The organism is Polaromonas sp. C04, from assembly GCF_002002705.1.
In the GTDB taxonomy this organism is placed as follows: Bacteria; Pseudomonadota; Gammaproteobacteria; order Burkholderiales; family Burkholderiaceae_C; genus Rhodoferax_A.
The window spans coordinates 16845-32797 of sequence record NZ_MUNS01000028.1 but is presented as its reverse complement, the minus strand read 5'-3'; the positions used below and the strand labels follow the sequence as shown (position 1 = coordinate 32797).

Annotated in this window: 17 protein-coding genes and 1 pseudogene; 8 read left to right on the top strand and 10 right to left on the bottom strand. The window is 64.8% G+C overall.

Annotated features, from left to right (window positions below):
- Positions 1–36: 36 nt before the first annotated feature.
- Positions 37–609: a ferritin-like domain-containing protein gene (locus B0E49_RS08320; RefSeq protein ID WP_077561729.1), complete on the top strand. Its 573-nt coding sequence runs from the start codon at positions 37–39 to the stop codon at positions 607–609.
- Complete coding sequence (locus B0E49_RS08315; protein ID WP_077561728.1) at positions 606–998, top strand: c-type cytochrome; 393 nt, start codon at positions 606–608, stop codon at positions 996–998. Before B0E49_RS08320 ends, B0E49_RS08315 begins: the two co-directional genes overlap by 4 nt.
- 12 nt (positions 999–1010) lie before the next feature.
- On the opposite strand, the gene B0E49_RS08310 is transcribed toward B0E49_RS08315, so the two are convergent.
- The gene (locus tag B0E49_RS08310; RefSeq protein ID WP_077561727.1) at positions 1011–1256 is read right to left on the bottom strand and encodes a hypothetical protein; all 246 of its coding nucleotides are present in this window, start codon (positions 1254–1256) and stop codon (positions 1011–1013) included.
- Between the two features lie 11 nt (positions 1257–1267).
- Positions 1268–1375: pseudogene (locus B0E49_RS20875) on the bottom strand (TA system antitoxin ParD family protein); the annotation flags it as partial.
- 104 nt (positions 1376–1479) lie between these two features.
- On the opposite strand from B0E49_RS20875, the gene B0E49_RS08305 reads away from it, so the two are divergent.
- On the top strand, positions 1480–2211 hold the full coding sequence (locus B0E49_RS08305; protein ID WP_077561726.1) for an FAD-dependent oxidoreductase: 732 nt from the start codon (positions 1480–1482) through the stop codon (positions 2209–2211).
- Here the strand turns inward: B0E49_RS08305 and B0E49_RS08300 are convergent.
- The 5 genes from B0E49_RS08300 to B0E49_RS08280 all read right to left on the bottom strand — a co-directional run bounded on the left by B0E49_RS08300 (position 2208) and on the right by B0E49_RS08280 (position 6177).
- On the bottom strand, positions 2208–3176 hold the full coding sequence (locus B0E49_RS08300) for a sugar kinase (RefSeq protein ID WP_077561725.1): 969 nt from the start codon (positions 3174–3176) through the stop codon (positions 2208–2210). The genes B0E49_RS08305 and B0E49_RS08300 overlap by 4 nt on opposite strands.
- Positions 3166–3951 (bottom strand): amino acid ABC transporter ATP-binding protein, encoded by a 786-nt coding sequence (locus B0E49_RS08295; protein WP_077561724.1) that lies wholly within the window; start codon positions 3949–3951, stop codon positions 3166–3168. The genes B0E49_RS08300 and B0E49_RS08295 overlap by 11 nt, the downstream gene beginning before the upstream one ends.
- A gap of 16 nt (positions 3952–3967) precedes the next feature.
- Positions 3968–4780, bottom strand: coding sequence for a transporter substrate-binding domain-containing protein (locus B0E49_RS08290; protein WP_077561723.1), 813 nt, complete (start codon positions 4778–4780; stop codon positions 3968–3970).
- Positions 4781–4841: 61 nt separating this feature from the next.
- Entirely contained in the window at positions 4842–5495 is a 654-nt protein-coding gene (locus B0E49_RS08285; protein WP_077561722.1) for an amino acid ABC transporter permease, read from the bottom strand.
- Positions 5496–5505: 10 nt separating this feature from the next.
- Positions 5506–6177, bottom strand: a complete 672-nt coding sequence (locus tag B0E49_RS08280) for an amino acid ABC transporter permease (RefSeq protein ID WP_077561721.1) — start codon at positions 6175–6177, stop codon at positions 5506–5508.
- Between the two features lie 132 nt (positions 6178–6309).
- On the opposite strand from B0E49_RS08280, the gene B0E49_RS08275 reads away from it, so the two are divergent.
- The 4 genes from B0E49_RS08275 to B0E49_RS20105 all read left to right on the top strand — a co-directional run bounded on the left by B0E49_RS08275 (position 6310) and on the right by B0E49_RS20105 (position 9868).
- Positions 6310–8619 carry an NADP-dependent malic enzyme gene (locus tag B0E49_RS08275; RefSeq protein ID WP_077561720.1) on the top strand — a complete coding sequence of 770 codons (2310 nt, stop codon included), beginning with the start codon at positions 6310–6312 and terminating at the stop codon, positions 8617–8619.
- A 154-nt stretch (positions 8620–8773) separates the two neighbouring features.
- Positions 8774–9178 carry a guanyl-specific ribonuclease gene (locus B0E49_RS08270; protein WP_077561719.1) on the top strand — a complete coding sequence of 135 codons (405 nt, stop codon included), beginning with the start codon at positions 8774–8776 and terminating at the stop codon, positions 9176–9178.
- Positions 9179–9242: 64 nt separating this feature from the next.
- Positions 9243–9668 (top strand): barstar family protein, encoded by a 426-nt coding sequence (locus B0E49_RS08265; protein ID WP_077561718.1) that lies wholly within the window; start codon positions 9243–9245, stop codon positions 9666–9668.
- The gene (locus B0E49_RS20105) at positions 9647–9868 is read left to right on the top strand and encodes a hypothetical protein (RefSeq protein ID WP_144264496.1); all 222 of its coding nucleotides are present in this window, start codon (positions 9647–9649) and stop codon (positions 9866–9868) included. Before B0E49_RS08265 ends, B0E49_RS20105 begins: the two co-directional genes overlap by 22 nt.
- A 93-nt stretch (positions 9869–9961) precedes the next feature.
- On the opposite strand, the gene rsmA is transcribed toward B0E49_RS20105, so the two are convergent.
- From rsmA to B0E49_RS08250, 3 genes are all read right to left on the bottom strand, one after another.
- Positions 9962–10747, bottom strand: coding sequence for a 16S rRNA (adenine(1518)-N(6)/adenine(1519)-N(6))-dimethyltransferase RsmA (rsmA, locus tag B0E49_RS08260; protein ID WP_077561717.1), 786 nt, complete (start codon positions 10745–10747; stop codon positions 9962–9964).
- Positions 10748–10871: 124 nt separating this feature from the next.
- Complete coding sequence (locus tag B0E49_RS08255) at positions 10872–12248, bottom strand: peptidylprolyl isomerase (protein ID WP_077561914.1); 1377 nt, start codon at positions 12246–12248, stop codon at positions 10872–10874.
- A 32-nt stretch (positions 12249–12280) separates the two neighbouring features.
- Positions 12281–14665 (bottom strand): LPS-assembly protein LptD, encoded by a 2385-nt coding sequence (locus B0E49_RS08250; protein ID WP_077561716.1) that lies wholly within the window; start codon positions 14663–14665, stop codon positions 12281–12283.
- 106 nt (positions 14666–14771) lie between these two features.
- On the opposite strand from B0E49_RS08250, the gene B0E49_RS08245 reads away from it, so the two are divergent.
- The gene (locus tag B0E49_RS08245) at positions 14772–15890 is read left to right on the top strand and encodes an aminoglycoside phosphotransferase family protein (protein WP_077561715.1); all 1119 of its coding nucleotides are present in this window, start codon (positions 14772–14774) and stop codon (positions 15888–15890) included.
- The last annotated feature ends 63 nt before the right edge of the window (positions 15891–15953 follow it).

Here is a 15953-nt window from a genome sequence, read left to right as displayed (position 1 = left end):
AGCCTTTGAAAAATCCAACCCACTGAGGAGTTTGTCATGTCATTTTTCCTGATGCCCACCCCCGTCGCTGCGCGGCGTTTGTTTTTGGGTCGCTCCGGCGGCCTGGTTCTGTCTGGTGCTGCAATTGCCCTGCTCGCGGGCAATGACGCGCTCGCGGCCAAGCACGGCAGCGGCAAGGCCGGCGACATCCAGATTCTCAACACCGCGCTCGGCGCCGAGCTCGAAGCCATTGCCGCCTACCAGGTGGGCGCCGAGAGCAAGCTGCTGGAAAAACCCGTGCTCGACCTCGCGGTGACCTTCCAGGGCCAGCATAAGGAGCACGCGGACCTGCTCTCCACGACCATTCAAAAATTGGGCGGCAAGGCAGTGGTCGCGAGGGACAAATACAACTTCCCGGTGGATCAGCTCAAGACGCAGGCCGACGTGCTCAAGTTCGCGGCCCAGCTGGAACAGGGCGCCGTGAGCGCCTACCTCGGCGCGGTGCCGCTGTTTGGCAACCGTGACCTCGCCAAGGCGTCGGCCAGCATCCTGGGCGACGAGGCCATGCACTGGGCGATCTTGCGGCAGGCGCTGGGCCTGCCGTCGGTTCCTTCCGCCTTCATGTCATGAAGATCCGCGGGCTGGTGCTCGCCAGCCTGCTCGCGTTGGGCACGACTGCCTGCGTGGCAGCAGCGCCGGACGCGGTGCGCGGCGAGCAGATCTACACACGTTGCCTGGCCTGCCACGCGCTCGCCTATGACCGGGTCGGGCCGCGCCACTGCGGCCTGTTCGGGCGCCTGGCCGGCAGCGTGCCCGGCTTTGCCTATTCGCCGGCCATGAAGAACTCGAAAATCGTCTGGAACGAGAAGACGCTCGACCAGTTTCTGAAGAGTCCGCTCAAGATGGTGCCCGGCACCGCCATGACCTACGACGGCGTGCCCGATCCGAAAGACCGGGCCGATCTGATTGCCTATCTGAAACAGGCCACGAGCCCGGGCTCGCCCGCATGCCATAAGTGATCGTTGGGGCGTTCAGCCGCGGTCATAGAACAGGCCGGCGCACAGCGCCAGCCCGACGATATACAGCAGCCAGGTCGGCGAGATCACGTAGGGATAGAACATCAGCGCCACGCCGAGCCATTTGGTGGCCGGGCGCTGCATCTTCTTGCCGTAGCGCCACGCGACCAGGCCGATGAGTCCGAAAACAATGGCACCGAAAAGGTAGGCCGGGCTGGGCAGCGTGAAGCCGAGCGACTGCAGGTCGGACAGGTTGTTCATTCAGGTCTTTCCTCGATCTGGCTCGCCACCGACCGGCGCAGGGCCTGGGCGGACATCCGGGCGTCCGCCACCCGCGCGGCGGGGAGCTTGACGGAGGCAAAGTTTAAAGCGGTGGGCATGAGCAACTCCTGAAGGAATGGGCAAAAGGCAGCAACCCCACCAAAACCTGTCTCGGCGGCGTGGCCAAGGCCGACTTCGAAATCGTCGGGATCTGAAGGAAGCGATGCAACCACTCATCATCATCGGCGCAGGTCTGGCGGGCTGGACCACGGTGCGCGAATTGCGCAAACGCGATGCCACCGCGCCGGTGCTGCTGATCACGGCCGACAGCGGCGACTTCTATGCCAAGCCCTCGCTGTCCAATGCGTTCGCGCAGGGCCGCTCGCCCGCGCAACTGGTGAGCACGCCGGCCGCCAAACCGGTCGAAACGCAGAACGTGACGCTGCTGGCGCACACACGCGTACAGGCCATCGATCCGGTGCGGCGCGTCGTGACGACCTCGCACGGCAAGTTTGTCTACCGCGATCTGATGCTGGCCACCGGCGCACAGGCGATGCGCGTGCCACTCGCGGGCGATGCGGCCGACCGCGTGCTGTCGGTCAACTCCTTGCAAGACTTCTCGGCGTTCCACGCCCGACTGGTGGGCACTGATAGCTCCCAAAACCATAGCAAACACGTCGTCATCATGGGCGCCGGGCTGATTGGCTGTGAATTCGCCAACGACCTGGCCGGACAGCGCACCGAGCTCGTATTCCTGCTCATGCCGGTGACCATCAAGACGCCTGCGTTGCCGATCGTGGTCGCGGCCCCCGCGCCCGGCCTTGCAGGCCAATGGACCCGCAGCGATCCCAGCCTGTGGCAGTTCATGGGCGCGGAGAACCGGCAACACGACTTTGTGCTGACCGGCCAGCACACCGCGCGGCGCGGCGAGCAGGCCCGGCTGGTTCAGGTTTAAGGCAGCGCCGCCGCGTCCAGTTCGGCGCGGGTCGGCAGGCCTTCGCTGTCGCCCAGCACCTGCACGGCGCGCGCGCCGATCCAGGCCCCGCGCCGAACGGCCTGGGGCACGCTCAAGCCCTCGAGCAGCGCACTGATAACGCCGACCGCAAAACCGTCGCCGGCGCCCACGGTGTCCACCACCTTGGCCACCGCAAAGGCCGGCACATGGCCGCTGCCGGCCTCGCCGTCGAAGTAGGCGCCCGCACTGCCGAGCTTGACCACCACCAGGCTGGCGCCGCGCCGGCGGTAAAAGCGGGCAATGCCTTCGGCCGTGTCTTCGCCAGTCAAGAAACGGCCCTCCTCCAGGCCGGGCAACACCCAGTGCGCGCATGCAGCCAGCTCGTTGATGGCCTCGCGCATGCGCCCGGGCGTGGCCCACAGGGTGGGGCGCAGGTTGGGATCGAACGACACGCTGCGGTCGGCGTCGCGCATCAGCTCCATGCTCTTGCGCACGAGCGGCAGCGTCGTGGCCGAAACGGCGGCAAACACGCCAGTGGCGTGCAGGTGCCGCGCCGACAGGAGCCAGGCCTCATCGATGTCATTCACGCCCATGTGGCTGGCCGCCGAGCCCTGGCGGTGGTATTCCGTGGGCGGATCGCTGCCGTCCGTGACTCGGCCCTTGAGCTGAAGGCCGGTCCGCTGCGTGGCATCGCACACCACGCGCGAGCAGTCGATGCCTTCACGCGCCATGGCCTTGATCAGGTAGCGCCCCATCATGTCCGTGCCCAGCCGGCTCGCCCAGCCGACCCGCAGGCCCAGCCGCGCCAGGCCGATGGCGACATTGGTTTCGGCGCCGGCCGTGCGCTTGTGAAACGCTGCGGCGTCTTCCAGCGGCCCGGGCGTATCGGCCACCAGCAGCAGCATGGCTTCGCCCAACGTCACGACATCCAGCGCACTGGTCCCTTGCTGGCTTTCAGTGCGCATGCTGATGCGAGCTCAGGATCTGGCCCAGGAAGTTGCGCGTGATTTCGTGCTGCGGATGGCTGAAGAACTGCTGCGGCGGTGCCTGCTCCACGATCCGGCCGTCGGCCATGAAGATCACGCGATCGGCGACGCTGCGGGCAAAGCCCATCTCGTGCGTCACGCACAGCATGGTCATGCCGTCGTCGGCCAGGCCGATCATGGTGTCCAGCACCTCCTTGACCATCTCGGGGTCGAGCGCCGAGGTGGGCTCGTCGAACAGCATGATCTTGGGCGTCATGCACAGCGCGCGCGCAATCGCCACGCGCTGCTGCTGGCCGCCCGAGAGCTGGCTCGGGTATTTTTGCGCCTGCTCGGGAATGCGCACGCGCGTGAGGTATTTCATTGCGATGGCCTCGGCATCTTGCCGGCTCAGGCGGCGCGAGCGCATCGGCGCCAGCATGCAGTTCTGCAAAATGGTCAGGTGCGGAAACAGGTTGAACTGCTGGAACACCATGCCCACTTCCTGGCGCACCGAATCGACGTTGCGCCCGCCCGCGGTCAGATCGATGCCATCGACCACGATGCGGCCCTTTTGCACCGTCTCGAGCCGGTTGATGCAGCGGATCAAGGTGGATTTGCCCGAGCCCGACGGCCCGCACACCACGATGCGCTCGCCGGCCCGCACCTGCAGGTTGATGTCGGTCAGCACCTGGAAATGGCCGAACCACTTGTCCACCGCTTCGATGCGGATGATGGGCTCGGCGCCGGCCTGCGCGCCGTCGGTAATGTCGGTCATGGCAGCCTCGCGCGTTTCAGGAGCCCTTCATCACCGGGAAGTCGGTGCCGAGCCACTTCTGGTACAGCTTGTTCAACTCGCCATTGGCCTTGTTGCGCTCGACAAAGTCGTTCACCGCCTTGAGCAGCTCCGTCTGCCCGGGGCGCAGCGCCACGGCCATCTCCTGCTGGCGCAGCACGAATTTTTCTTCGTAGGTGTTGGCGGGCGCGCGCTTGGCAATTTGCGCAGCGACGGTGGTCGAGCAGCCGATGGCATCGACCTGCCCCGACATCAGCGCCTGCATGGCCGATGCGTCGTCATCGAAGCGGCGGATCTCGGTGCCTTCGGGCGCCACGGCCGTCAGGGCGATGTCCTGCGTGCTGGCACGCGCCACGCCCACGCGCAGGGTCTTGAGGTCGGCCGGGCTCTTGATCGGGAGTTTCTTGAGGCCATACAGCACGATGGTTGCAGCCGCGTAAGGCTTGGAAAACTGCACCTGCTTGGCACGCTCGGGCGTGATCGCGAGCGAGGCCACCAGCAGATCGACCTTGTTCGTGATCAGGAACGGAATGCGGTTCGGCCCGGTGACCGGCACCAGCTTGAGCTTGACGCCCAGGTCCTTGGCCAGCAGCCGCGCCACGTCGGCGTCGTAGCCATCGGGCTGATTGCTGCTGTTGAGGGTGCCGTAAGGCGGGAAATCGACCAGCAGCCCCACCGTGAGTTCGCCCTTCTTCTTGATGTCTTCGACGGTCTGTGCATTGGCGCAGGACAGCCACGCGGGCAGCACGGCCGTGAGGCCCAGGGCGGCTGCAGTAGTGCCGAAGTGGCGGCGGTTTTGAGCATGAATCATGGTGAAGTCTCCGTAGTTAACGTCAGGGGATGGAAATCGGGGATGCCAAAAGAGCGGGCGCTCAGCGTGCGACCGCCGCCTTGTGGCGGCGCTCCATTCGTGCGGCCAGCAGCGATAGCGGCCAGCACAGCACGAAGTAAATGGCCGCCACGACGCTGAACACGACGAGCGGCTGAAAGGTGGCATTGTTGATGATCTGGCCGGCGCGCGTGACTTCGGTGAAACCGATGATCGCGGCCAGCGACGTGCCCTTGATGATCTGCACCATGTAGCCGACGGTAGGGGCCACCGCAATGCGCAGGGCCTGCGGCAGAACCACGTCGCGCATGCGCGAGCGGTACGACAGGCTGAGTGCCTCGGCCGCTTCCCACTGACCGCGCGGAACGGCTTCGATGCAGCCGCGCCAGATCTGCCCGAGGAAGGCGCTGCTGTTGAGCACCAGCGCGGTACCCGCGGCAATCCATGGATTGATGTCGAAGCCGAGCACCGGCGCGCCAAAAAAGATCAGGAACAGCTGCAGCAGCAGCGGCGTGCCCTGGAACAGCTGAATGAAGCCGGCCGACATGGCGCGCAGCAGCGCCACATCGGACGTGCGGCTGAGCGCGACGGCCAGGCCGCCGATGGCGCCGCCAATGAACGCGATGACCGACAGCGCCAGCGTCCAGCGGGCGGCTTCGAGGATGAACAGGAATTCGGGGGTGCCGAAGGTGCGCATGGTGTGAGGGTTACCGGCGGTCGGGGTAGCTCAGCCCCCACTGGTAGACCAGCTTGAACAGGGCGGAAAAGGACAGCGCCAGCACCAGGTAGATGACGGTTACAACGATGTAGATCTCGAAGCTGCGAAAGGTCTGCGACTGCAGGTTGGCCGCCACCGATGTCAGGTCGTCGGCGGAGATCACCGAGACCACGGCCGAGCTCAACATCAGCAGGATGAACTGGCTGGTCAGCGCCGGAAAGATGGCTTTCAGCGCGGGCTTGAGGATGACGAAGCGGAAGATCTCGTGGCGCTTGAGGTTGAGCGCCAGGGCGGCTTCGATCTGGCCCTTTGGGATCGATTCGATGCCGGCGCGGATGATCTCGGTGGCGTAGGCGCCCAGATTGACCACCATCGCCGTCAGCGCCGCCGTGTGCGCCGACCAGCGCAAGCCGATGGCCGGCAACGCAAAGAAGAAGAAAAACAACTGCACCAGGAAGGGCGTGTTGCGGATCACCTCGATGTAGGTGTTGATGACCCAGCGCAGCGCGCGCGGCCCCGCCGTCTTGCCCCAGGCACAGACGATCGCGACCGCCAGGCCGCCCAGCATCGCCAGGACGGACAACTGGATCGTGATCCACGTGCCCTTGAGCAGTAGCGGCCAGGCGGCAAAGACCGCGCCGAATTGAAATGTGTAGTTCACGATTGAAACGGGTTTTGGCAATGGTAGCGCCTGTGGCGCCGGCGTCCCGTTTTGCGGTGGATTTCCGTGGCAGAGCCCCGCATAGCGCGGTCTACAATCAAACTCCTTTATAGAAGCTGACGGAGACACCGTATGCCCAGCACCCCGGTCAACACCGACGAACACCGCGCCGAAATGCGCAGCGCTGCGCTCGAGTACCACGAGTTTCCAACCCCCGGCAAGATCGCCATTGCCGCCACCAAGCAGTTGTTGAACCAGCACGACCTGGGGCTGGCCTATACGCCCGGCGTGGCCGCACCCTGCGAGGAAATCGTCAAGGACCCGAACACGGCTTTCAAGTACACCAGCCGCGGCAACCTGGTCGCGGTCGTGACCAACGGTACGGCGGTGCTGGGTCTGGGCGACATCGGTCCGCTGGCGGCCAAGCCCGTGATGGAGGGCAAGGCGGTCCTGTTCAAGAAGTTTGCCGGCATTGATGTGTTCGACATCGAGATCAACGAAAAGCACGACCTGGACAAGCTGGTCGACATCATTGCCTCGCTGGAGCCGACCTTCGGCGGCATCAATCTGGAAGACATCAAGGCGCCCGACTGCTTTTATGTGGAGCGCAAGCTGCGCGCTCGCATGAAGATCCCGGTGTTCCACGACGACCAGCACGGCACGGCGATCTGCGTCGGCGCCGCGATCCTCAACGGTCTCAAGGTGGCAGGCAAGGACCCGAAAAAGATCAAGCTGGTGACCTCGGGCGCAGGCGCGGCGGCGCTGGCCTGCCTGGGCCTGTTGCTCAAACTGGGCATTCCGCGCGAGAACATCTACGTGACCGATCTGGCGGGCGTGGTCTACGAGGGCCGCACCGAGCTGATGGACGAGGACAAGATCCAGTTTGCGCAGAAGACCACGGCACGCACGCTGGGCGAGATCATCGAAGGTGCCGATGTATTCCTGGGCCTGTCGGCGGGCGGGGTGCTCAAGCCCGGGATGGTGAAGAAGATGGCTGCACGTCCGCTGATCCTCGCGCTGGCAAATCCGAACCCGGAAATCTCGCCCGAGGAGGCCCATGCCGCGCGCGACGACGTGATCATGGCCACGGGGCGCAGCGACTACCCGAACCAGGTCAACAACGTGCTGTGCTTCCCGTACATCTTCCGCGGCGCGCTGGACTCTGGCGCGACCACCATCACGGTCGAGATGGAAATTGCCGCGGTGCACGCGATTGCCGAACTGGCACAGGCCGAGCAGAGCGAAGTGGTGGCCGCCGCCTATGCCGGCCAGCAGCTGGCCTTTGGTCCGGAGTACCTGATCCCGAAGCCCTTCGACCCGCGCCTGATGATGATCATTGCGCCGGCGGTGGCGCAGGCAGCCGCCGACAGCGGTGTGGCCTTGCGCCCGATCCAGGACATGGCGGCCTACCGCGACAGGCTGCAAAGCTTTGTCTACGCGTCGGGTGCGACGATGAAGCCGATTTTCACGATGGCCAAGACCGCCGCGAGGAAGCGCGTCGCCTACGCTGAGGGCGAGGAGGAGCGCGTGCTGCGCGCCGCGCAGATCGTGGTGGACGAAGGGCTGGCGCGCCCGACGCTGGTCGGCCGCCCGGCCATCATTGCCCAGCGCGTCGAGAAATTCGGCCTGCGGCTCAAGCAGGGTCTGGACTACGACGTCGTCAACGTCGAGCAGGATCATCGCTATCGCGACTTCTGGCAGACCTACCACCGCATGACCGAGCGCAAGGGCGTCACGGTGCAGATGGCCAAGATCGAGATGCGCCGGCGCCTGTCACTGATCAGTTACATGATGCTCGAAAAGGGCGAGGTCGACGGCGTCATCTGCGGCACCTGGGGCACCACGGCAATGCACCTCGTGTACCTGGATCAGGTGATCGGCAAGCGCGCGGGCGTGTGCACCTACGCCTGCATGAATGGGCTGCTGTTGCCCGAGCGACTGGTTTTTCTGGTGGACACCCATGTCAACTACGATCCGACCGCCGAACAGCTGGCCGAGATCACCATGATGGCCGCCGAAGAAATGATGCGCTTTGGCGTGCATCCGAAGGCCGCCCTGTTGAGCCACTCCAACTTTGGATCGAGCAGCCAGCCCAGCGCGCTGAAGATGCGCCACACGCTGGACCTGCTGCGCGTGAAGGCGCCGTGGCTGGAAGTAGACGGCGAAATGCATGGCGACGTGGCGCTGGACGGCAAGGCCCGCCGCGCCATCATGCCCAACAGCACCCTGACCGGCAACGCCAACCTGCTGGTGCTGCCCAACATCGATGCCGCGAATATTTCCTACAACCTGCTCAAAACGGCGGCGGGCGGCAACATCGCCATCGGCCCGGTATTGCTGGGCGCCGCCAAACCCGTGCACATCCTCACGGCCAGCACCACCGTGCGGCGCATTGTCAACATGACGGCCCTGACCGTGGCGGACGCGAATGCTTCGCGATAAACTGTTTTTAGACAGCAAGCACTAACTTTTTAACCCCAAAACGCTCTCTGCGGCTGCCCAAAATTTGGGCAGCCGCTTGCATTTCCGAAACACTTGCGGCACACTAGCGGCTTGAAATTCCGGGTTAACCCGGAGTTTCCGAAAGGCGTATTTCATGTTGCGAGCCGCAACCATCAAAAAAAGCAAATCAGGACTCGCTTGTATTTTCCTGGCAGCGACGTTGATTGGCACCACTTTGGTGCGTGCCAGACAGCCACTGCCAGAGGATAACCTGCCGACCGTTTCAGTCGCCGAGTTGCCGATTCAAGGGCGCGAAACCTACCGGCTGATCCGTCAGGGCGGGCCGTTTCCGTATGACAAGGACGGTGTGGTGTTTGGCAATCGCGAGCGGCAGTTGCCGGCGCAAAGGCGCGGCTACTACCACGAGTACACGGTGAGAACGCCCTATTCGCGTGACCGCGGTGCCCGGCGCATCGTGTGTGGCGGCCGTGTGCAGGCGCCCGACGCCTGTTATTACACGGGCGACCACTACGCCAGTTTTCGTCGGATCGTCGAATGACGGCCCGGCATTTTGAACCAGCCTGAAAAACTGGGGTACCGGCCCACAAGGCCGGATTGGATTTATGACTATAGAAAGAGAAGCGGAGATGGATACACCACTTCGTACCGTAAGAACCAACATCGTGCAGTCGATCCGCGCCTTCCGGGTGCAGGAACTGCAGGACGCTGCCCAGCACCTGGGTCAGCACTTCTTGTACGCCAACCTCGCCAGCGCCCAGAGCAAACAGGACGTGCTGGACCTGATCGCCCAGCAATTCACGTTTCCAGCCCACTTCGGCAAAAACTTTGATGCGCTCTACGACTGCATGACCGACCCGCTGCACAAGTCGGGGCCGCAGCCCGGCTTCGTCATTGTGCTCGAGCACATCCCGGCCAACGGCAAGTTTGACAAGGAGGCGCGCGAGCAGCTGCTGGACATCTTCCGCGACGCTGCAGACTATTGGGGGGATCGAAAAATACCCTTCAGATGCTTCTATTCTTTTCTGTAGCCCGTTCTGCACACACCAGCCAAGCAGAACGGGCGAAAGAGGCACACAGCGACGGCAAGGGCGGCGACGCGCCGGCCGGCATCGATTTGACAACCGAGTCGGGCGAGAAAATGCCGACCGACCTGCTGGTGGACATCTCTCCGCTGGCGCTGCGCATGAGCAGCCCGTTCAATTCGGGCTACTGGCTAGCCGCGGCCTGAACCGTCAGGGAACCGGCACAAATCCGGGGTGGGGTCACACAGCCGCCATTCAAAAAGCCCGTCCGGTGACGGGCTTTTTCATGGCCGGGCCGGTCACACCAGCGCCAGCGCCAGGTCCAGATACTCATTTACCGGCACCTCCTCGGCCCGGCGCTGCACGTCGAACTGACCGGCAAAGCCCTGCTCTTGCAGCCATCGGCCCAGCGTGTGGCGCAGCAGCTTGCGGCGCTGGCTGAACGCCACCTGGACGATTTCGCTCAGGCGCTTGACATCCACCGGCGCCGGGCTTTGCAGCGGCACCATGCGCACCACGGCGCTGTCCACGCGCGGCGGCGGCTCGAACGACTGGGGCGGCACGAGCAGCACGTTTTCCATGGCGTAGCGCCATTGCAGCATGACCGACAGGCGGCCGTAGTCGCTGGTGGCGGGCCGCGCCACCATGCGCTCGACGACTTCCTTTTGCAGCATGAAGTGCTGGTCTTCGATCACGTCCACAAAGCCAAGCAGATGGAACAGGATCGGGGTGGAGATGTTGTAGGGCAGGTTGCCGACGACGCGCAGCCGGGGTTTGCCATTTGCTATTGCTTCGATAGCTGTCTGCGCTTGTGCGACAAGGGCAAAGTCCACTTTCAGCACATCGGCTTCGAGCACCGTGAGCTGGCCGTGCGCACGCAGGCGCTGCGCCAGATCGCGGTCCAGCTCGATCACCGTGAGCTGGCCGAGGCGCTCCACCAGCGGCTGCGTCAGGGCGGCCAGGCCGGGGCCGATTTCCACCATGGCCTGGCCGGGCTTCGGCGCAATCTCGCGCACGATGGCCTCGATGATGGCCGCGTCGGTCAGGAAATGCTGGCCAAAGCGCTTGCGCGGGATGTGCTTCATCCTCGCACCAACGGGACCGGCCGTGGCGTGGGGGCCATCGGCCGCCGCGCCGGGCCGCCCCAAGCAAGGCCAGCCCCCTCGGGGGGCAGCGCAGTACGCGCAGCGACAAGCGTGGGGGCCATACCTATTGCGGCGGATCGCGGTAATCGACGTAGGCGCGCCCGCGCAGATCCTGCGCCCAGGTCGCGTAGGCTTCCTCGAGTTTTTTCTCGCGCAGGATATTGCGCGCGACCTCGCGCTTTTGCGCATCGGTGAGCTTGACATCGCGCCGTTCCAGCAACTGGATCAGGTGCACGCCAAAGCGCGAGGTCACCGGCTCGCTGATCTCGCCCGGCGCCAGGCTGTTCATGACGCTTTCAAACTCCGGCACATACTGGCCCGGATTGGACCAGCCCAGATCGCCGCCCTCGCGCGCGCTGCCATCCTGCGAATACTCGCGCGCCAGCGTGGCGAAGTCGGCCTGCTTGGCCAGAATGCGGTTCCTGAAATCGGTCAGCCGCTCGCGCGCCTGCGCCTCACTCATCTGCGCTCCGATACGCAGCAGGATGTGGCGCGCATGGCTTTGCGTGACGGTCGCGGGCATATCCGCGCGCTGCCTGTCGATCACCTTGAGGATATGGAAACCGGCGCCCGAGCGCACCGGCCCGACGATGCCGCCGATCGGCGCATTGCGCGTCGCCTCGACAAACAGGGTCGGGTAGCGCGCGGCATCGCGCAGCCCCATCTGGCCGCCGTTGCCGCGGCTGGCGCCGGAGTATTCGTTGACCAGGGCGGCAAAATCATCGCCCGCACGCGCACGGTCGGCCACCTGCTGGGCGCGCGCCTGCAGCGTCTTGACCTGCGCGTCGCTGGCGCCCTCGGGCACCACCACCAGCACCTGCGCCAGGTTGATCTCCAGCCCGCTTCCATCGGTACTGCCCTGCTGCTCGTGGAGAAATTGATCGACGTCGAGGTCTGTCACCTTGACCTGGGGATCGACTTCGCGCTCGCGCAATCTGGACAGCAGGATCTGGTTGCGCAACTCGTCGCGGAACTGCTTGAGCTCGATGCCCTGGCCTGCCAGCTTGCTGCGCAGCGTGGCCACATCCACCTGATTTTGCCGCGCCACATTCTGCTCGGCCTGGTCGACACTGGCCTCGTCCACCTTCAGCCCCAGTTCCTTGGCCTGCTGCAGCTGGGCCTTTTCAGTGATCAGGCGCTCCAGCACCTGGCGCACCAGCACGTTGTGCGGCGGAATGGGGCCGCCCTGCTGCGCCAGTTGCGGCTCGATGCGCTTCAGGCGCGCCTGCACCTCATTGTTGGTGATGGGCTCGGAATTGACCACGGCCACGATGTAGTCGGCCTGGCGCGGCGCGCTGGACACCGGCGCCGGCGTCGGCACGCGCAGCAGGCCCGCGCCAGCTCCCAATGGGAGAGACGGGCGCAAACCCTGGGCCAGGGCGGGCGGGGCCATCCAGGTCATCAGGCCGGCCAGGATGAGGGCGAGGGCGCGTTGGAGCATGGTGGAGGCGTTGGAGTAAAGGGAATGATGCATCAGTTGTAGTTGCCAAAGCGGCTGGGCGTGGTGGTTTGCTGGCGCAGGTAATCGTAGCCCGGGATGTTCGTGCGCAGCGTCTGGGTCGGATTCGAGCCCAGGCGCGAAAAACCCACGAACTCGAGCTGGAACTGGATGCTCTTGTTGGCGGTCAAGGTGCTGGTGGTCAGTTGCTCGATCAGGACGCGCCCGATCCAGCAGCCCGCATCGTACTCAAGGCCCATGACGGCATTCACCAGCTTGTGGTCCAGCATACTGTAGTTCAGGCGGCCCACACTGTACCAGCGGCCCTCGCCCTGCCCGAGCCCCGGCCCCAGGTTCCTGCCCTTGTCACCCCACAGGTCGTTGATCGGCCATTGCCAGCTGAGGTCCCACTGCGTGCTGGAGTTGGTCGGCGTCACGGGGTCGATGTACTTCGTGTAGGAGGCGTTGACCACCCGGTAGCTGCCGGGGCTGTAATGGCCGCCGATCGAGGAGCTGAGCGACTCGTGGGTCTTGAGGTTGATCTGGCCCGAGGCGTCGAGCGACCACCGAGGCGTCCAGTTGATCGAGGTGCCCAGCAGCAGGTCGCTGACACCGGCCGGGTCCGGCGTGCCGCCAGGCAGCGTGACCTGCTGCTGTTTGAAACGCAGGCGCTGCGCCACCCCAAAGCGGGCCGCTTCCGCCCCGGTATCGGGATCGAGCAGCCGCGTGGTGACGCCCAGCGTGAGCAGGTTGGCGTCGGAGATACGGTCGTTGCCGCTGAATGCGTTTTCGGTATAGACGGTGGCGAAATTGAAGTCGTTCAACGCTGAATCGTAATTGGGCAGCAGGCCCTGGTTGCGATACGGCGTGTACACGTAAAACGCGCGCGGCTCCAGCGTCTGGCGAAAGCTGCGGCCAAAGTAGCTGGCGTCGCGCTCGAACACCAGACCGTTGTCCAGGCTGAAAGTGGGCAGCACGCGCGAGGCGGTGCTGGCGCCATTGGTCAGCGGAGTGTCGAATTCATAGCTGGTGGCGTTGAGCTGCAGCTTGGGCGTCACGAACCAGCCCGGCGCCTGCCACGGGTGGCTGATCTGCGCCAGTGCATACGAGCGCTTGGCGTTGGGCTGCAGGGTCAGCGTGGAGTCGGCGCTGAATTGCGTGTAGTCGCCGGTGAGGGAAAAGTCGAAGCCGCCCGCGTCCAGCCGCGTGTACGCGCCCGTCAACTGCGGCAGCCGGTCATACGGCGGTGTGATCGGCGAGCCCACCTCCTGCAGCGTCTGCCATTTCAGCGTGCGCGCGCTGGCGGAAAAATGGCCCTGGGCCCACGACAGCGACGCATCGTTGGGCAGCACCTGCTGGATCAGCGAGGGCAGCGCATGCGGGAAGTCGATCGCATAGTTGTCATCGCTGACCCGGTTCAGGTTCACGTTGAAACCCAGGTTGCCGATGCTGGAAATGCCGGTGTTGATGGTGCCCGAGTCGGTGGTGGCATAAGACCAGCGGTCACGGTCGCGCAGCATGTCGGTAGGCATGTAGTTGGCACTGATCTGTCCCCGGTACGGCGCTTCGAGGTAGCGGAACTCGCCGCCGAGATTGAGGCCGCGCCGGCTCATCAGCTCCGGCGACAGCGTCGCATCCCGGTTCGGTGCAATGTCCCAGTAGTACGGCTGCACGAGGTCGATGCCGTTCACGCTGTTCATGCCGAGGGTGGGCGGCAACAGGCCCGACTTGCGCTTGTCGCTGAGCGGAAAGCTCATATCCGGAAACGGCAGGATCGGCACGTCCTTGAAGCGCAGCTGCGCGCCCTCGGCCCGGCCCACATCTTCATCCGTGTCGAACTGCAAGGTGGTGGCCTTGAAAATCCAGTCGGGCATCCAGCTCGGACCCGGCTTGCGCTGGCAGGTGGTATAGGTTGCGTTGTGCGCGACCGAGTGCTTGTCGTCGATGAAGTCGATCCGCTCGGCATGACCGTAGGCGTTGTTGAGAAAGCGGTAGTCGGGTTGGGTAAAGAAGCCTTCGAACGAATCCAGGTGGAGCTGCAGCACCGGACCTTCATAGACGTTGCCGGCGCGGTTGACATGAACATCACCATGCGCGCGAGCCAGATCCTCGGGCTGGTTGTAGTCGATCCGGTCGGCCCGGATCATCGTGTCGCCGCGGCGCAGCTCGGCGTTGCCTTGCACCTCGGTGTCCAGATCCGTCTGACCCGACAGGCGCTCGCCCGACACGAACGTCGGCAGCTGCTGGCGCGTCGCCTCGGGAATCTTCTCCTGCAGCAGCGTGCTGCGCTTGAGGATCAGTGGCGCGTCGTCCACCGCCTGGGCCCGCGCCGGCAAGCCGTGCAGCAGCGCGCACGCGACCCAGGCCACCGGCGTGAGGACGAAACGGCAGCGCAGTGCCCGGCGTTTGGGGTCGTCCATCAAATCAAGGGGTCCATCAGGCGAGTCTGTCGGGTCAGCGGTGGGTGAAACAAAACCGGCAAACCGGTCGGCCGGCAGCAGGCCGGGTTTGTAGAATGGATTATCCATGAGCCCACTTAACTCCCCGCCCGCGCCGTCACCCTTTGTTGCACCTGGTTCAAGTGGTCCTGGCACCGTGGCCTGGCCCGACCCGCAGCGCGAGGCAGCCTTTCGCGACTGGCTCGCCGGCGTGGCGGCGCCCTACCAGTTGCAAGGCGCCACATTGCGCGCGGCCTCGGCCGACGCGAGCTTTCGGCGCTACCTGCGCATCGACTCGGCCACTGGCACCCCCTTCATCATCATGGATGCGCCGCCCGGGCTGGAAGACTGCCGCCCGTTCGTCAAGGTCGCCGCGCTGATGCTGGACGCCGGACTGAACGTGCCGCACATCCTGGCCTGGGACGAAGCCCGCGGCTTCTTGCTCTTGAGCGACCTGGGCACGCAGACCCTGATGGACGTGATCGATCGCGAACGGCCGCAGGCCAACCAGGGCCTTTACCTGCAGGCGGTGGACGCGCTGCTCACCTGGCAGCGAGCGTCGCGCCCCGGCGTGCTGCCACCGTATGACGCGGCGCTGCTGCAGCGCGAGCTGGCGCTGTTCCCGGACTGGTACCTGGCCCGGCACCGCGGCGTGCCGGTCGAAGGCACGCTGCGCGAGACGCTGGACAAGACTTTTGCCACCATCGTCGAGCGCAACCTGGCCGCGCCCAGCGTCTATGTGCATCGCGACTTCATGCCCAGAAATCTGATGCTTGCAACACCCGCGCTGGGTGTGCTCGATTTCCAGGACGCCGTCTACGGCCCCGTCACCTACGACATCGCGAGCCTGATGCGCGACGCGTTCCTGAGTTGGGAAGAAGACTTCGTGCTCGACATCACCATCCGCTACTGGGAAAAGGCACGCCAGGCCGGCCTCATGGACTTCGAGGACTGGCACAGCGACTTCGGCGCGTTCTACCGCGCGGTGGAGTGGATGGGCCTGCAGCGTCATTTGAAAGTGGCCGGCATCTTTGCCCGCCTGACGCTGCGCGACGGCAAGCCCAAGTACCTGGCCGATGCGCCGCGCTTCATCGGCTACATCCGCGCCACGGCGGGCCGCTACCGCGAGCTCACACCGCTCTTGCGGCTGATCGACAAGGTCGAGGGCACCCAGGCCGTCACGGGTTACGCGTATGGCCGGGTTTAAGGAAAAAGTGGCTGCAACCCATATCCCGCCTCCGAAGTCAGCTCTTCTTTTGATAGCTCACCC

Bases quoted from the DNA above. Each gene is read 5' to 3' on its own strand.
- B0E49_RS08285 (WP_077561722.1), bottom strand. From the start codon at position 5,495: ATGCGCACCTTCGGCACCCCCGAATTCCTGTTCATCCTCGAAGCCGCC.
- B0E49_RS08245 (WP_077561715.1), top strand. From the start codon at position 14,772: ATGAGCCCACTTAACTCCCCGCCCGCGCCGTCACCCTTTGTTGCACCT.
- B0E49_RS08265 (WP_077561718.1), top strand. From the start codon at position 9,243: ATGACTATAGAAAGAGAAGCGGAGATGGATACACCACTTCGTACCGTA.
- rsmA (WP_077561717.1), bottom strand. From the start codon at position 10,747: ATGAAGCACATCCCGCGCAAGCGCTTTGGCCAGCATTTCCTGACCGAC.
- B0E49_RS08310 (WP_077561727.1), bottom strand. From the start codon at position 1,256: ATGAACAACCTGTCCGACCTGCAGTCGCTCGGCTTCACGCTGCCCAGC.
- B0E49_RS08295 (WP_077561724.1), bottom strand. From the start codon at position 3,951: ATGACCGACATTACCGACGGCGCGCAGGCCGGCGCCGAGCCCATCATC.
- B0E49_RS08290 (WP_077561723.1), bottom strand. From the start codon at position 4,780: ATGATTCATGCTCAAAACCGCCGCCACTTCGGCACTACTGCAGCCGCC.
- B0E49_RS08270 (WP_077561719.1), top strand. From the start codon at position 8,774: ATGTTGCGAGCCGCAACCATCAAAAAAAGCAAATCAGGACTCGCTTGT.
- B0E49_RS08300 (WP_077561725.1), bottom strand. From the start codon at position 3,176: ATGCGCACTGAAAGCCAGCAAGGGACCAGTGCGCTGGATGTCGTGACG.
- B0E49_RS08320 (WP_077561729.1), top strand. From the start codon at position 37: ATGTCATTTTTCCTGATGCCCACCCCCGTCGCTGCGCGGCGTTTGTTT.
- B0E49_RS08250 (WP_077561716.1), bottom strand. From the start codon at position 14,665: ATGGACGACCCCAAACGCCGGGCACTGCGCTGCCGTTTCGTCCTCACG.
- B0E49_RS08275 (WP_077561720.1), top strand. From the start codon at position 6,310: ATGCCCAGCACCCCGGTCAACACCGACGAACACCGCGCCGAAATGCGC.
- B0E49_RS08305 (WP_077561726.1), top strand. From the start codon at position 1,480: ATGCAACCACTCATCATCATCGGCGCAGGTCTGGCGGGCTGGACCACG.
- B0E49_RS08315 (WP_077561728.1), top strand. From the start codon at position 606: ATGAAGATCCGCGGGCTGGTGCTCGCCAGCCTGCTCGCGTTGGGCACG.
- B0E49_RS08255 (WP_077561914.1), bottom strand. From the start codon at position 12,248: ATGCTCCAACGCGCCCTCGCCCTCATCCTGGCCGGCCTGATGACCTGG.
- B0E49_RS20105 (WP_144264496.1), top strand. From the start codon at position 9,647: ATGCTTCTATTCTTTTCTGTAGCCCGTTCTGCACACACCAGCCAAGCA.